Origin of the sequence: Aquabacterium sp. NJ1 (assembly GCF_000768065.1) — a bacterium.
GTDB lineage: Bacteria > Pseudomonadota > Gammaproteobacteria > Burkholderiales > Burkholderiaceae_C > Aquabacterium.
This window is the reverse complement of the sequence record NZ_JRKM01000001.1, coordinates 2,086,872-2,102,104: the sequence shown is the minus strand read 5'-3', so window position 1 is coordinate 2,102,104 and position 15,233 is coordinate 2,086,872. Positions and strand designations below refer to the sequence as shown.

Genomic DNA, 15,233 nt, shown 5'->3' with positions numbered 1-15,233 from the left:
ATGAACACGTCTGCCCGCGCCTCTTCTTCGGCCATCCGCCACGACGGCATGGACCGCCTGATCATGTCCTTCGACACGGCCTTGCGCACGGTCTTCGCCGAGCACGTGGCCACGCGGCCTTGCCCGCAACCCGCCGAACCGGAAGCCACGGCACTGTCAGAGGAAGAAAAACGCCTGTCGGCCTCGCTGATGCGGGTGAACCACGTGGGCGAAGTGTGCGCGCAGGCCCTGTATGCCTCGCAAGCCTGGGGCACCGACAGCCCGGCGCTCAAGGCCCAGTTCGAGGCCGCCGCGCGCGAAGAAACCGATCACCTGGCCTGGACGGAGCAGCGCCTCAAGGCGCTGGGCAGCCGCACCAGCCTGCTCAACCCGCTGTGGTACGCCGGGGCGTTTGGCATCGGCCTGCTGGCCGCCAGGGCGGGCGACAAGATCAGCCTGGGCTTCGTGGTGGAAACCGAGCGCCAGGTGGAGCACCACCTCAACAGCCACATGGACCGCCTGCCCGCAGGGGATGCGGCATCCAAGGCCATCGTGGCCCAGATGCGCGACGACGAGGTGGCCCACGCCGATGCGGCACAGCGCGCGGGTGGCATCGAGTTGCCTTCACCCGTGCGGGGCCTGATGCGCCTGGCCGCCAAGGTCATGACGACCACGGCGCACTACATCTGACCCCTTGGCCGGGAGCCCGATCAGGCCGCGACGATCTCGAAGCTGGTCGTGATCTCGGCGGTCTTGCCGATCATGATCGAGGCCGAGCAGTACTTCTCGTGCGACATCTGGATGGCGCGGGCCACGGCCGAATCCGGCAGGTTCACGCCCGTCACGACAAAGTGCATGTTGACCTTGGTGAACACCTTGGGGTCGGTCTCGGCGCGCTCGGCCGTGAGCTTGACCTGGCAGCCGCGAATGTCGTGGCGGCCCCGCTTGAGGATCAGCACCACGTCATAAGCCGTGCAGCCACCGGTGCCGGCCAGCACGGTTTCCATGGGCCGGGGGGCCAGGTTGCGGCCGCCGCCTTCCGGGGCGCCATCCATGTTGATGATGTGGCCACTGCCGGTTTCCGCCATGAAAGCCATGCCGGAGGTGGGTTGCCAGTTGATCGTGCATTCCATTTGCGGAGTCCTTGCGCTAAGTCATCGCCTCGGCGATGGGTTCGCATTGTGCCTCGGTGAAACCCTTGCGAAATAATCACGCCTGCTTTACAATTTGTTTCAGCCGTGTGGAACTTTTCAACAATTGAACTGTCTTACACGTGCTTGTTTCGTTTGTCTCCTCCACTCCTCCTTTTGGTGGATTCTGAAACCCGAGATTCAAATCTCGGGTTTTTTTTTGGCTCAGTGCAAGAAGTGTGACGCTGAAGTGAGTGCTCGCACTCATCCCTGAGCGCGCGCTGCGGCCTTGGATGCCGCCGCCTTGGCCGCCATCTCCTCACGCAGGCGCTTGAGCTTCTCGCGCGGGTCTTCCTTCGGCCCGCCGCCTTCGCCCAGCTTCATCTCCGCGACGAAGCGGCTGGGCATGGCCTGCACATACTCGCGCCCTTTCTTGCGGCGCTTGAGCACGCTCACGCCCAGCGTCAGCCGGGCACGGGTGATGCCCACGTACATCAGGCGGCGCTCTTCCTCGACCTGTTGGGGCGTGATCTCGCCTTCCTCGCGCGAAAACGGCAGTGAGCCTTCGTTGACGCCCGCCAGCACCACGTGCGGCCACTCCAGGCCTTTGGAGGCGTGCAGGGTCGACAAGGTCACCTGCTTCTGGTCGCTTTCGCGCTCGGCCAGGCTGGTGATCAGCGAGATCAGCTGGGCGATCTCCAGCACGCTTTTCTTCTCGGTCTCGTGGCTCATGCCGCCATCGTTCTCGATCTCACCGCCGCAGCGCTTGGCCACCCAGTCGATGAAGTCGAGCACGTTCGTCCAGCGGGCCGCAGCCACCTTCTCGTTTTCCTCGTTGTCGTACAGGTGCTGCTCGTAGCCGATGTCTTTCAACCAGTCCATCAGCATCTCCTTGGCGGCCTCGCTGCCATAGGTCTGCCGCGCCTTGTACTCCAGGTCGTTCACGTAGCGGCCGAACTCGTGCAGGCTGCCCAGCGCCTTGGCGCTCAGTGAGGCAGACAGGGATTCCGAGAACAGCGCCTCGAACAGGCTGACCTTCCACTTGCCCGCGAACTCGCCCAAGGAGCCCAGCGTCTGGTGGCCGATGCCGCGCTTGGGCGTGGTCACCGCGCGCAGGAAGGCCGGGTCATCGTCATTGTTGAGCAGCAGGCGCAGCCAGGCGCACAGGTCCTTGATCTCGGCCTTGTCGAAAAAGCTCTGCCCGCCCGACACCTTGTAAGGGATGTTGGCCTTGCGCAGCGCCTGCTCGAAGGGCCGGGCCTGGTGGTTGGCGCGGTACAGGATGGCGAAGTTGTTCCAGTCCGTCTTGCTCGGGTCACCGGGATGGCGCTCCAGCAGGTTCATGCGCAGCATCATGAAGTGCGAAACGGTGCGCTCGGCCTCGTGCTCTTCGTTGTCGCACTCCATGAGCTTGACCGGGTCGCCCTCGCCCAGGTCCGACCACAGCGTCTTCTGGAACAGCTTGGGGTTGCTTTCGATGACGTTGTTGGCCGCCCGCAGGATGGCCGAGGTGGAGCGGTAGTTCTGCTCCAGCGGGATCACCTTCAGGTTGGGGAAGTCCTGCGGCAGTCGCTTGAGGTTGTCCAGCGTGGCGCCACGCCAGCCGTAGATGGACTGGTCGTCATCGCCCACCGCCGTGAAGATGCCCTGCTGGCCCACCAGCAGCTTGAGCAGCTCGTACTGCGTGGCGTTGGTGTCCTGGTACTCGTCCACCAGCACGTGGCGTAACTGGCGCTGCCATTTGAGGCGCACATGCTCGTGCTCGGCCAGCAGCTTGAGCGGCAGGCTGATGAGGTCGTCGAAGTCCACCGCCTGGTAGGCCAGCAGGCGTTCTTCATACAGCTTCATCACTCGCACGGCGATCTGCTCTTCGTCCGTCTTGATGTGCGACATGGCCTGGCCGCTGGTCAGCCCCATGTTCTTCCACAGGCTGATCTGCCATTGCCAGCTGCGCGCCAGCTTGGCGTCTGTGGTGGCGCCGGCGTCGCGCAGGATGCTGGTGACGTCGTCGCTGTCCAGAATCGAGAAAGTGGGCTTGAGGCCGAGTGCCTCGCCATCCTCGCGCAACAGCCGCACCCCCAGGGAGTGGAAGGTGCACACCAGCAGCTTGGATGCCGCCTTGGGGCCAATCAGCGCCTTGACCCGGTCGCGCATTTCGGCGGCGGCCTTGTTGGTGAAGGTGATGGCACCGATCTGCGAGGGCGCCAGGTCCGCGCCCGGGCCTGGTTGCAACAGGCGGGCGATCTTGTGGGTGATCACGCGTGTCTTGCCGGATCCGGCGCCGGCCAGCACCAGGCAGGGGCTGTCCAGGTGTTGCACGGCGGCCATCTGGGCCGGGTTCATCATGGGCGGGGCGGCGTGGTCAGCGTGGGACGACATCAGTGCTCAAAAAACAGGCAGATCAGGGGCGGGCAAGGGGGCAAGCATAGAGCAAGCGCGCGATGTCGGGCGTGATATCACGCCAGCTGCCGCATCATGAAATGTCGTTGAGGGCCCCATAAGTGAGGGGCGGGACAACCCCTCTTTGATGCGAAGCATTAAATCTTTACGATCGCCTAACGTTGGGTAAAAAGTCACGCATTTCGAGCTGTATGTGATGTGGACCACCCTCAACGCCCACCCGCCAAGAGAGGAGATTCCATGATCAAGTTAGTGCGCCGAACGGCTGTGGCCGCCGGCATTGCTGCACTCAGCCTGGCCTCGTCCGCCAGCTGGGCTGCCAGCTATTCGTATGACTTCAAGACGTTCTTTGACACGTCCACCGCGCTGGATCTGCTGGACACGAAGACACTGAGCTACTCGGTGGCCTCGTTGACCATCGCCGACATCACCGGTGGCGTGCAAGTGACCTTGACCCAGCCGACCAATGCGTTCCCGTCCAAGACCGGCGGGACCTTCGTCGAAGCCCTGTGGCTGGCTGGCCCGAACGGTACCCTCAAGCTGACGTCGTCCAACACGTCGCTGGCTTTTGGTTCCGGCTACAACTGGCTGCTGCCCCAGATCAAGGACGCTGGTTACACCTACCCCTGGAACATCGACTTCGCGTCGAAGACCTTTGCCGAAGGTGAAACCACGACCCTGACCATCACCGGCTCCGGTGTGACCGCTGCGGCTTTTTCCAAGGCCGGTACCGTGCCGATGATCGACCTGGGTAACGTCGCCAGCCCCTACACGGGTCTGTTGGGCCTGAACACCAGCGTGCACTTCATTGGCGCACTGGCCAGCACGCCTGCCATCCCCGAGCCCGCCACTTATGCCTTGATGGGCCTGGGTCTGGTGGGCGTGGCCGCCGTGGCCCGTCGCCGCGCAGCCTGACAAGAGTAGAAGAGACAAACGAGCCCGGGCCGGTCATCCGGCTGGCCTGATACTGAAAACCCCGCATGCCTTTCGGCACTGCGGGGTTTTTTCATGGGCACGCGCCTTGGTGCGCGAACCCGTTCAAATGCTGGCGACGAACTCGCCCAGCACCTCGGCAAAAGCCTGCGGTTGTTCAACGGCACTCAGGTGGGCACAGCCCTGCAGCGTCACCATCTGCGACCCGTGGATGCCCCGTGCGAGCGCGAGCGCCATGTCCACTGGCGTGCCCTCGTCGTGGCTGCCGGCAATCACCAGGGTCGGCACGCGGATCAGGTTGAGTTTGCCGGAGGTGTCCATATCGCACAGCGCGGCGGCGCAGGCGGTGTAGCCTTCCGGGTCGGTCGCCTCCAGCAGGCGCTGGTGGCGGGCCACGGTGGCCGCATGCTGCTGGCGGAAGGCTTCGCTGAAAAAGCGCACCATGGTGTTGGTGCTGATGGCGCTCAAGCCGTAGGACTCGACGGTTTCGATGCGTTGCCCGATGGCTTCACGGCCGGCCGCCGTGTAGCCGCTGGTGGTATTGGCCAGCACCAGGGCCTTGACCTTGTCGGGGTGACGGATGGCCAGCTCCTGGCCGATCATGCCGCCCATCGACAGGCCCACCCAGATCACCGGCTCGCCTTCGGCGACCTCGTCGATCAGGCGTGCGGCATCGGCAGCCAGTTCGGTCATGGACAGGGGCTCGGACGGGATCTGCGAGCGGCCATGCCCGCGCGTGTCCGGGCAGATCACCCGACAGGTGGCGGCCAGCTCGTTGGCCACCAGGTCCCACATCGAGCTGTCCTGGCCCAGTGCGTGGCTCAGCACGATGGTGTGTGCAGCCTGCCCGTGGCGTGCCTCGCGCACGGTGGCGTGCAGCTTGGGGCGCGTGCTGGTGAACACCGAGCGACCAACGCCCGGGTGCCAGGACTGGTCGGCTGGATGCGGTGGCGGCTCGATGCCCAGTTCGCGCATGATGCCCAGTGCCTTGGCGAAGCCGGTGTTGGCGGCTGGTACGCCCGCATAGATGGCAATCTGGATCAGGGCCTCGCGCACCTCTTCCGGGCTCAGCGTGTGGGCGTTGCCTGGCGTGAGCGAGCCGCGCATGTGGATCTCGAACTCATCCCAGCGGCCCAGTGCACAGGTCACGGCCATCACGATGATGCGGCGCGTCTTCCAGTCCAGGCCGGGGCGGCCCCACACGCCGTGCCAGGCGTAGTCCGTGATGAAGTGCTGGAATTCGGCATTGAAGGCGTTGGCCTTGGCCACGGACTTGTCCACCCAGGCATCGCCCAGGGCGGCTCGGCGGTTGCGCATGCCGCGCTCAAAAGGGTGATCGAAGGCGTGTTCCAGAGGTTTGGACATGATGGACAGGGGCAGGGCGGTTTCGGTGACAGCTCACATTGTGCCGCGATGTGCAAAGGATGCATCGCGTTACCGCTCAGGGGCTTACCGCGTGCACAGCCGGCCGTGTATCGGTTATGGTGCCCACCATGTCACGCCGCGCATCATTACATCCTTCCCGTTGGCCTGCGCTGGGGCTGATGGCCCTGGCTGCGCTGGTGGCGGGCTGCGCCTCGGGGCCCCAGCCCGGTGGCATGCGGGCACAAGCCCCTGTCGGTCGCCCACTGGAGCCCGGCTTGCGCAACCCCGACAAGGACGGCCCGCCCAGCGACGCGCCGCCCAATCTGGCGTCCTTGCCCGACCCGGTGCCGCAGGTGGAGCCCATCAAGCCGGGTGGCCCCAACAAACCTTATGTGGTGCTGGGGCAGAGCTATGAGCCCGTGGCGGCCGATGTCAGCTGGAAGGAGCGCGGCCAGGCCTCCTGGTATGGCACGAAGTTCCATGGCCGTCGCACGGCCAGCGGCGAAATGTTCAGCATGTACGGCCTGACGGCTGCGCACCGCACCTTGCCCATTCCCAGCTACGCCCGCGTGCGCAACCTGGCCAATGGCAAGGAAACCATCGTGCGCATCAATGACCGCGGCCCCTTTCACTCCAACCGCGTGATGGACCTGAGTTACGCCGCGGCGGTCAAGCTGGGCATGGTCAGCACCGGCAGTGCGCAGGTCGAGATCGAGCGGCTGACCTTTGACGAGATCCGCTCCGGCGCCTGGCGCCGAGGCACCCTGATGGACCCGGATGCCGTGCAGGTGGCTTCAGCGGGGGCGTCCGCGGGGGCATCCATCGGCTCGCCGGTCACGTCTTTGTCGACCGCCAAGGAGCTGGGTGACGATCCCATCATGTCCGTGGTGGCCAAGGGCGTGTCGCAGCCGGTTGCGCCCGATGTCACGCCGCTGTCCGAGGCGCCGGCCACCTCTGCCGATGTGCCGGTCAAGGAGGCGCAGGCCCGGGCCTACACGCCTGATGCCAAGGGCTTCTGGGTGCAGCTGGCCGCCCTGGGCAAGCGCGATGGCGTGGACCGCCTGCAGCAGAAGGTGGCCAGCGAGATGGCCGACTTGTTGCCCATGCTGGCCGTGTTCCATGAGGCGTCGTATTTCAAGCTGCAGGTGGGGCCTTATGGCTCGCGCAGCGAAGCGCTGGCCGCCGCGCAGCAGGCCAGGGTCACCTTGCAGTTGCGGCCCCTGGTGGTCGAGCGCCGCTGATCAGGGCGCCCGCCAGCCCTGATCGCCCTCGATCACGTTTGATCGCGCCTGGTGGCTCAGCCGCGCTGCTTGCGGCTGTAGGCGTGCACCGTGTCCACCAGCACGCTCACGTTCTCAGGCGGCGTGAACTGGCTGATGCCGTGGCCCAGGTTGAACACATGACCGGATTGCGGGCCGGGCACGCCAAAGCTGTCCAGCGTCTTGATGACCTCGGCCTGGATCTGTTCCGGTTCGGCAAACAGCACGTTCGGGTCCAGGTTGCCTTGCAGGGCCACGCGGTTACCGACCATGGCGCGGGCTTTGCCCAGGTTCATGGTCCAGTCCAGTCCGACCACGTCGCAGCCGCTGTCGGCGATCTCGTCGATCCAGATGCCGCCACCCTTGGTGAACACGATGTGCGGGATGCGGTAGCCCTTGTGCTCTTTCTTCAACTGGGCCAGCACACGCTTCGTGTAGGCCAGGCTGAACTGCTGGAAGGCGCCATCGGCCAGCACACCCCCCCAGGAGTCGAACACCATCACGGCCTGCGCGCCGGCTTCGATCTGGGTATTGAGGTACAGCGCCACGGCGTCGGCATTGATGGCCAGGATGCGGTGCATCAGGTCGGGGCGCTGGTACATCAGCGTCTTGACCAGGCGGTAGTCATCCGAGCCGCCGCCTTCGACCATGTAGCAGGCCAGCGTCCAGGGGCTGCCCGAGAAGCCGATCAGCGGCACGCGGCCCACACCCTGGTCATCGGACAAGGCCTGGCGGATCGTGCTGACGGCATCGAACACGTAGCGCAGCTTGTCCATGTCGGGCACGGCCAGCTTGTCCACTGCTGCTTCGTCACGCACGGGGGACGCGAACTTGGGGCCTTCGCCGGCCGCGAAACTCAGGCCCAGGCCCATGGCATCCGGCACGGTGAGGATGTCGCTGAAGAGGATGGCCGCATCCAGGTCGTAGCGGTCCAGCGGCTGCAGCGTCACCTCGCAGGCGGCCTCCTTGTTGGTGGCCAGGCCCATGAAGCTGCCGGCCTTGTCACGCGTGGCGCGGTACTCCGGCAGGTAGCGGCCCGCCTGGCGCATCAACCACACCGGCGTGTAATCCGTGGGCAGGCGCAAACAGGCACGCAGGAAGCGGTCGTTGGCCAGTGGGGGCAGGGCGATGCTGGAGGGGGTGGAGGCGGCAGTCATCCCGGGATTGTAGGCAGTCCTGCCGGTGTGACCCACTGACGCGTGTCAGGTCGCATGGGCTGGGGTGCGTCTCGACCCGCATTGAGGGGGGCATCCGCACAAGCCATGAGGCCAGGGGCTCGCGGCTTCTGGCACCATCAAATGCATGGCATTCATCACCGACGACATCATCCCGCTCAACCGCACCGAGTTCGGCTACGCCGCCATCGAAGGCCTGGCCGCCGGGGTGATGCAGCCCTATATCCTGCGCTTCAATGCGCCACTGGACGAGGCGCTGGTGCGCCGCGTGCTGCGCCAGCTGGTGACGAACTACCCCAAGCTGCGCGCCATGCTGGAAGCCGGGCCGCACCGCTACCACTTCCGCATCCTGCCCGACGACCATGTCGTCGACCAGTTGTTCGACCTGGCCTTCCAGGTGGATGCGCACATCAATGTGGACGACCCTGCCGCGCTGGAAGCCTGGCACCGGCGCATGCTCAACGAGGTGGTGCCGCTGGAGCGCGGCATCGGCATGCGTGTGCGCTTTGTGCCGCACCCCGAGCGCGCCGTGATTCTTTTGGCCGTGCCGCACATCTTTGGTGATGGCATGACCATGCTCAATCTGGTCAACCAGATCGTGCGCGGGCTCAATGGCCAGCCCATGGAGCCCATGGCCATTGAAGCGCCGTCCATGCTGGGCTCGGTCGCGCCCGATCACTGGTGGCAGTGGCCGCGCCAGATCTGGCGCTCCCGCCAGCACAAGGTGGCCGAGGCCCGGCTGCTCAAGCAACTGAACATCCAGCAGATCCCGCGCCGGCACAGCCCCAACTTCTCCACCACGGGCCTGCGGCATCACCATGTGCCCACGGGCACCAAGGCCATGCGCCAGGCGGCGCGCAAGCTGGGCGTGTCGATGAACACCTTCCAGGTTGCGGCCATCGCGCAGACCTTTCTGGAGCAGGCGCCCGACGATCCCAAGGCCGCAGCCGTGATCCGCATCTCGGTCAACCTGCGCCGCTATTACCCCGAGTCCGCTGGCCATGGCCCGCTGTGGGGCAACCATGTGGGCGCTTTCCTGGTCATCGAGCAGGACCCGCGCAAGTCCTTGCTGGAGCGTGTGCGCTCGGTCGACGCCCTGACGAAAGAGGGCCTGGCCCGCTTCACGCGCCGCGAGATGTGCTGGACCTATCTGCTGGAGGAGCTCATGCCCTGGCTGGGTCGCACCCTGGTGGGCTATGTGGGCGTGCAGATGAAGCGCAAGGACCGCTTCCCCAAGATCAGTGGTCACGCCACCAGCATCGGTGACGTCAGCAGCGTGATCAACCCGCCCGATGTGCCTGTGCGCATTGACCAGTTCATGCCCAGTGTGGCCAGCGTGGCGGCCTTGCCGGCCCTGGTCGAAACCGATGGCCGACTGTTCATCCCGCTGTCCTGGCAACTGGCCGAGACCTCGGTGGAGGATGTCAACGACTTCTTGCGCCGGCTGGACAAGACCTTCGAGCGCATGGTGGCGGAGGCAGAAGCACTGCCATCGCCGCCCGCCAAGGCCTGATCAGAGGCGCCCCAGCTCCACGTACAAGGGCCGGTTGTCAATGCCCGGGCGCGGGTCGGCGCCATAGCTCAGCCAGAAGTGGCTGGAGTACAGCTTCTGGCGCTTGTAGCCGCGAGGCACGTTTTCCAGCGGGTCGCCTTGCGTGAAGGCCGTGGCCAGCGCATCGTACTTCTGGCCCTGGTTGGCCATGACGTAGTCGATCAGGCCTTGCAGCACGGCCGCATCATCATTGGCCACGAGGATGTTGGCCAGCGTCAGGTAGTTCAGCACGCCGCCAATCGGGGGCAGCTTGAAGCCACCCGTGATGCCCACGTACAGGTTGTAGATCGGGCGCAGCAGCTTGATGATGGGCTTGAAGCCCACGATGCGCGTCTGTTTGTAGGCCTTCTGGTTCCAGCCGGCGATCATGCCGATGATCTGGCCGTTGCGCATGGCCAGCACATAGTCGCCGATGCTCAGGCCCGCGTAATACGGGTCACCGGCCAGTAGCTTCTCGAAGTCGTAGACCGGGTAGCCATTGCGGCGCGGCGCTTCGCGATCAAAGAAGGCTTGCATGGCGGGCACATCGGCCGCCGTGGCCGCACGCATCTGCACGCCCTGAGGGATGCGCGGTGTGATCTTGCGCGTGAAGATGAAGCTGGTCTCGATGCTGTGGCTGATCCAGTAGTCGAACAGCACGCCATCGGCCGAGTTCTTGGCGGCATCCAGCGGGGCGGTGTTTTCTTTCAACACGATGCCTTGCAGCAGGTCTTCGGTCGAACGGTGCTTCTTCTGCTCGATGAACAGGTTGGACGCAATACCCCGGCGGCGGTAGTAAGGGTCCACGCGCGTGTCGCCCGAGTAGTACACGCGGCGCTTCTTGCCGCTGATGTACAGGTCGCGGCCGGAGATCACGGTCAGGCCGGCCAGCACGTCGGGGCGCTCGTCGTCATCGGCCACGGTCAGCACGAACTCGTCGCCGATGACCTTGGCGCCCACGAAGAAATCAGGCGCGCGCTGGAAACACATCTGCGCCACACCAGGCATCGTGATCTTGGTGATCAGATCCTGCATCTTGGCGTTGTCTGCGGGGGTACCCAATCGTACGGTGATGGCCATGGTGTACGGGTGATCAATGAGAGTGAAATGGAATGCCGGCGCCGATCAGCTGTCCAGCGACTGCCGCAACACCGCGGGTACAGCACCACGCCAGTGTCGCAAAGGTTCGATCTTGATGTTGCCCTCGATCATGCCGCGCTCCCGGCATTGATCCAGGTAGATGGCCCGCATGTGGGGCAGGGCCACGCAGGCTGCATGCTGCAGTTGCCCCAGCTCACGCGCCAGCTTGTAGTGGAAGTTGCCTTGCAGGGCTCGTTCAACCTGTTCGGCCAACGCGGTCTGCAGCGCCCCACGCGGGGCTTCGGGTGCGCACTCCACCAGCAGCACATAGCCGGGCGCGTGGTTGCGAGCCTCGTCCAGCGCCAGCAGCGTGACGGGCATGCTGCCATCCAGTTGCAACTGATCCTGCACCATCTGGGCCGTGGTGGCACTGGTCTTCTCGCCAACCAGGTCGACACCATCGTTGCGACCCAGGAAGGTGAAGCAGGGCACCTGTCCCAAGGGCTTTTCAACGCGGATCACGTCGGCCATCTGGTAGCGCGCAAAGCCGCTGCCCGTGGTCATGATGGGGATGACTTCCTGGCCTTCACGCAACTGCCAGGGCGCGAAGATCTTGCCGTCATGGGCGTCGGCGAACTCGTAGAAGTGGCTCAGATAGGCCAGCGGGTAGCGGCCATCAAACGGGAAGGTCACGACGCCTTCGGTGGCCCACAGGCCCTTGCCCTGGAAGTTGGCGTGCGGCAGAAAGCCCTTGAGCTTTTGCGCCCAGGGTGCGGCTGCGGCCGTGTCCCAGGCGCTGAGCACGGCCAGTTGTGGCCAGAGCTGCTCGAAGAAGCGCGCGTTGAGTTGACCGTCCCAATGCAGCAGCAGTTGCGCAGCACGGTGCGATTGCGGGCAAGGCAGGCCGGCCATGCGGGCCTGGCGCTCACCCCACTGGCCTGTGCTCAAGGCCGCAGCCAGCTCCTGGCGCCACGCCGCCATCTGCTCCAGCAGGCCCAGGCCGAAGGTCGGGCTCCACACCGAGATGAAGCCCAGGCTCTCATCGGCCGCCAGGTAAGCAATGGTGGCGAACAGCGAGTCATCCGAGGTCTCGGCCAGCGCGATGTCCTGCGGTGCCGCCTGCGTCAGGTAGGCCAGCAGGCGCTTGCCCCAGGACAACATCTTCATGTCGTCGTTGATGTCGCCAGCCGTCTGGCTGCGCATCTCCGTGGGGATCCACGACAGCGACCAGTAGTGTGTGCCATGGCCTTGCCCCGGGAACTGGCGATACAGGTCGCCCACCCAGGCGGTGATGACCTGGTCGAGTTCATCCAGGAACATCTTGGTGTAGGGCACCCACTTCACGCCCGAGGTCGAGCCGCTGGTGGGCTGGTAGCGCATCACCGGCGAGTCGATCAGCAGGGATTGCTTGCGCTCGCGCTGAGCCGTGATGATCTCGGCGTAGTCCTGGTAGGTGGACACGGGGACCTGGCGTACGAACTCTTCCCACGACCAGTCTGCGCGGATGCCGCGACGCTGGCCTTCGGAGGATCGGGATACGGCAGACAACCAACGGGCAAGCCGCGCGCGCTGGACGGATTCCAGTTCGCCGAGGTGCTGTTCAAAGCGGCGCCGCCCGGGGGCGACAAGCAATCTGAGGAGGTGGTGTCCGAGGGTGGTTCCGACGCCCATGCTCAGGAGGCCTTGGAGCCTGCGCTGGCTTCATCCGCGCCGGGCTCCAGCCATTCCTGGCGACCTTGTTGTGACGCGGCTTGCTTGGCCAGATCCAGGCCGGCCGGCTTGTGCGTGCCCAGCATGTGCTTCTTGATCCACTTCCAGGGCACGTCCACGATCGAGCGGAACAGGCTTTCGTAATCGCAAGCACCAATGCAAGGCACTTCCGTGCCGCGACGCCAGGTGGGGTTCACCTTCTCGAAGAAGGCGATGTGCGGGTTGGCGGACTTCAACTCCGGCGTGATCTCGGCCACGTCACCCTTGAGGCGCACATAGGTCTGGCCGAAGTCCAGCAGCATCTTCTCCTTGTCGAAGTACTCGGGGAACAGCTGCTCGCAATACTGCTCCGTGATGCGGCGGTACTTCTCGTCCTTGCCGTTCACATTGGGGTAGTAGTTGTAGAAGTTGTTGGTCAGCAGCAGATAGGTCTTGTAGCCCTTGGAGATCAGGAACCAGTAGAAGGGCGTGAACGGGCGCTTGATGCGCTCGATGACCAGGCGACGGTAGAAGGTGTTGGCCAGGGCGTTGTTGCCCCAGTAGGCCTGCTCGATGATGGTGTCGCCGCTGAAGATGCCGCGCACACGCTTGCCGTCGACCTTGATGTCGAAGAAGGTCTGGGTCGAGAAGCCCACGATCTTGTCGTCGGACTTGCGGGTCACCAGGATCACGCCCGACTTCTTGCTCAGGTCGTTGAGGAAGATGTCCAGCGAGGTGTTCTCGTAGTAGTTGGCGTAGATGTCATACATCTGCTTGATGTTGCTCACCGTCACCGATTCGATAGGACGAAAGAACGTACTGACTTTTTCTTTATTCGCCGTTGAGGACATGCTGAACTCCACCTGAGCGCCGGGCTTCAGAAAACACAACCCCCGACCCCTGGCATGCGCCGAGGGGTGAGAGCCGCGTTGATCTCTATTACTAACTTGTTACCAAGCATGCCTTCGCGGGCCTGAAAGCGACACCGGGCTTGTCCCAGTGCGCCACTTAGATGGGGGGTGTCTAACGTAAGGGGTAACACGGGGCTGTGGTTCGTGGGCGACTAAGCCTGTCGCCGCGGCACCCGTGCTTGAGGGGGATTTCACGCCCTGTTTGAAACAAGTAAGGAACTAGGGCTTGGACTGTTCGCGGGTAAGTGCGTATAATCTTTAGGTTTTGCCGACGCCAGGGTCGGCGTTTTTGTGCCCATGAACGAGTCAGTCGCCAGACAGCCGCTATCTGCCATGTCCTTTGACGACTCCGACTGGAACAAAGACGACGACCTCCCTGTCCGGCCGCTGACGCGGGAAGAGGCTAGCGCCCTTTCTGCCCGGCACCCTTCGATGTCCGTGTGGCAAGTGCTGGCCGTGCAGGCTGCATTCGGGGTGCTTGTCGCGCTGGTGTGGGGTGCCCTGTCGCTCAGCCCGGCGTCTGCCGTGTCCGCCTTGTATGGCGCAGCGGTGGCCGTGGTGCCCAACGCGCTGATGGCGCGGGGGGTGTTCGGGCGCAATGCAGGGCGAAGCGTGGGGGGGCTCCTGGTTTGGGAGATTCTCAAGCTGGGGCTGACCGGCGCGATGCTCGCGCTGGCGCCTGTGTGGATCAAGCCCCTGAACTGGGCGGCCATGCTGGTGACCCTGGTGTTGTGCTTGAAGGTCATTGGGGTGGCGCTGCTCGTGTGGCAGCGTCGCAAGAAGAATTTTGTTTGACGAGAGTTGCTGATGTCTGCTGATGCTCACGCCGAAATGGCTGAAAACGCTGCGCACCACGCGCCAACGGCCGGTGAATACATCAATCACCACTTGCGCCACCTGCAAAACCATGCAGATGCGCAAAGCATTGCCGATTTTTCCTACGTCAACTTTGACTCCCTGTTCTGGTCGGTGACCCTGGGGCTGTTGGCCATCTTCATGCTCTGGCGTGCCGCCAGCAAGGCCACGTCTGGTGTGCCCGGCCGCTTCCAGGCTGCGATCGAAATGATCGTCGAGCTGGTTGATACCCAGGCCAAGGGCATCATCCACAACGCCACCTCCCGCAAGGCCGTGGCCCCTGTGGCCCTGACCGTGTTCGTGTGGATCTTCTTCATGAACGCCATGGACTTGCTGCCCCTGGACCTGCTGCCCACCATCTGGGGCAAGGTCTACGAGGCCAAGGGCCTGGACCCGCACCACGCCTACCTGCGCATCGTGCCTTCGGCTGACTTGTCCGTCACGCTGGGCATGTCGCTGAGCGTGCTGCTGATCTGCCTGTACTACAACGTCAAGATCAAGGGCCTGTTCGGCTGGATCAAGGAGCTGTTCACGGCCCCGTTCCACGCGCACGGCCCGGTCGGCATCATCCTGCTGGCTCCTGCCAACTTCGGTCTGAACCTGATCGAATTCGGCGCCAAGACCATTTCCCACGGCATGCGACTGTGGGGCAACATGTATGCCGGCGAGCTGGTGTTCATGCTGATCGCCTTGATGGGCGCCGTCGGTTTCTCGTCGCTGGGTGGTTGGGGCCTGTTCCTGGGTCACATCATCGCCGGTACCGCCTGGGCCATCTTCCACATCCTGATCATCACGCTCCAGGCCTTCATCTTCATGATGCTGACCCTGGTGTACATCGGTCAGGCTCACGAAGGTCACTGATCAGTTATCCCCCCCTCTGATCTTTGAACTTCATCTTTTCTCAGTTTCTTTTCTAACCTCTCTTT

At 64.2% G+C, this 15,233-nt stretch carries 13 protein-coding genes; 6 read left to right on the top strand and 7 right to left on the bottom strand.

The window, feature by feature from the left end:
- On the top strand, positions 1–669 hold the full coding sequence (coq7, locus tag JY96_RS09035) for a 2-polyprenyl-3-methyl-6-methoxy-1,4-benzoquinone monooxygenase (RefSeq protein WP_235333887.1): 669 nt from the start codon (positions 1–3) through the stop codon (positions 667–669).
- Between the two features lie 20 nt (positions 670–689).
- Here coq7 and JY96_RS09030 read toward each other — a convergent pair whose 3' ends face one another.
- Complete coding sequence (locus JY96_RS09030) at positions 690–1,112, bottom strand: OsmC family protein (protein WP_035036777.1); 423 nt, start codon at positions 1,110–1,112, stop codon at positions 690–692.
- A gap of 261 nt (positions 1,113–1,373) precedes the next feature.
- A complete protein-coding gene (locus JY96_RS09025) occupies positions 1,374–3,488 on the bottom strand; it encodes an ATP-dependent helicase (protein WP_035036774.1) in 2,115 nt (704 codons plus the stop codon).
- A 261-nt stretch (positions 3,489–3,749) separates the two neighbouring features.
- Here JY96_RS09025 and JY96_RS09020 point away from each other — a divergent pair, with 261 nt between their 5' ends.
- Positions 3,750–4,424 (top strand): PEP-CTERM sorting domain-containing protein, encoded by a 675-nt coding sequence (locus JY96_RS09020; RefSeq protein WP_035036771.1) that lies wholly within the window; start codon positions 3,750–3,752, stop codon positions 4,422–4,424.
- 123 nt (positions 4,425–4,547) lie between these two features.
- On the opposite strand, the gene JY96_RS09015 is transcribed toward JY96_RS09020, so the two are convergent.
- Positions 4,548–5,807: an alpha/beta fold hydrolase gene (locus tag JY96_RS09015; RefSeq protein WP_035036768.1), complete on the bottom strand. Its 1,260-nt coding sequence runs from the start codon at positions 5,805–5,807 to the stop codon at positions 4,548–4,550.
- Between the two features lie 128 nt (positions 5,808–5,935).
- Here JY96_RS09015 and JY96_RS09010 point away from each other — a divergent pair, with 128 nt between their 5' ends.
- Positions 5,936–7,048 carry a septal ring lytic transglycosylase RlpA family protein gene (locus JY96_RS09010; RefSeq protein WP_035041914.1) on the top strand — a complete coding sequence of 371 codons (1,113 nt, stop codon included), beginning with the start codon at positions 5,936–5,938 and terminating at the stop codon, positions 7,046–7,048.
- A 56-nt stretch (positions 7,049–7,104) separates the two neighbouring features.
- Here JY96_RS09010 and hemE read toward each other — a convergent pair whose 3' ends face one another.
- The gene (gene hemE, locus JY96_RS09005) at positions 7,105–8,223 is read right to left on the bottom strand and encodes a uroporphyrinogen decarboxylase (RefSeq protein WP_035036765.1); all 1,119 of its coding nucleotides are present in this window, start codon (positions 8,221–8,223) and stop codon (positions 7,105–7,107) included.
- A gap of 145 nt (positions 8,224–8,368) precedes the next feature.
- On the opposite strand from hemE, the gene JY96_RS09000 reads away from it, so the two are divergent.
- On the top strand, positions 8,369–9,754 hold the full coding sequence (locus JY96_RS09000) for a hypothetical protein (RefSeq protein ID WP_035036763.1): 1,386 nt from the start codon (positions 8,369–8,371) through the stop codon (positions 9,752–9,754).
- Here JY96_RS09000 and JY96_RS08995 read toward each other — a convergent pair whose 3' ends face one another.
- Genes JY96_RS08995 through JY96_RS08985 form a run of 3 tightly spaced genes read right to left on the bottom strand, consistent with a single transcriptional unit; the run spans position 9,755 to position 13,392 of the window.
- Positions 9,755–10,852, bottom strand: coding sequence for a hypothetical protein (locus JY96_RS08995; RefSeq protein WP_035036761.1), 1,098 nt, complete (start codon positions 10,850–10,852; stop codon positions 9,755–9,757).
- A 45-nt stretch (positions 10,853–10,897) separates the two neighbouring features.
- A complete protein-coding gene (locus JY96_RS08990; RefSeq protein WP_035036759.1) occupies positions 10,898–12,523 on the bottom strand; it encodes a GH3 auxin-responsive promoter family protein in 1,626 nt (541 codons plus the stop codon).
- A gap of 2 nt (positions 12,524–12,525) precedes the next feature.
- The gene (locus JY96_RS08985; RefSeq protein WP_200883467.1) at positions 12,526–13,392 is read right to left on the bottom strand and encodes a hypothetical protein; all 867 of its coding nucleotides are present in this window, start codon (positions 13,390–13,392) and stop codon (positions 12,526–12,528) included.
- A gap of 492 nt (positions 13,393–13,884) precedes the next feature.
- Here JY96_RS08985 and JY96_RS08980 point away from each other — a divergent pair, with 492 nt between their 5' ends.
- A complete protein-coding gene (locus JY96_RS08980; RefSeq protein ID WP_161784275.1) occupies positions 13,885–14,247 on the top strand; it encodes an ATP synthase subunit I in 363 nt (120 codons plus the stop codon).
- 12 nt (positions 14,248–14,259) lie between these two features.
- Positions 14,260–15,168: a F0F1 ATP synthase subunit A gene (gene atpB, locus JY96_RS08975; protein WP_369796135.1), complete on the top strand. Its 909-nt coding sequence runs from the start codon at positions 14,260–14,262 to the stop codon at positions 15,166–15,168.
- Positions 15,169–15,233: the final 65 nt, after the last annotated feature.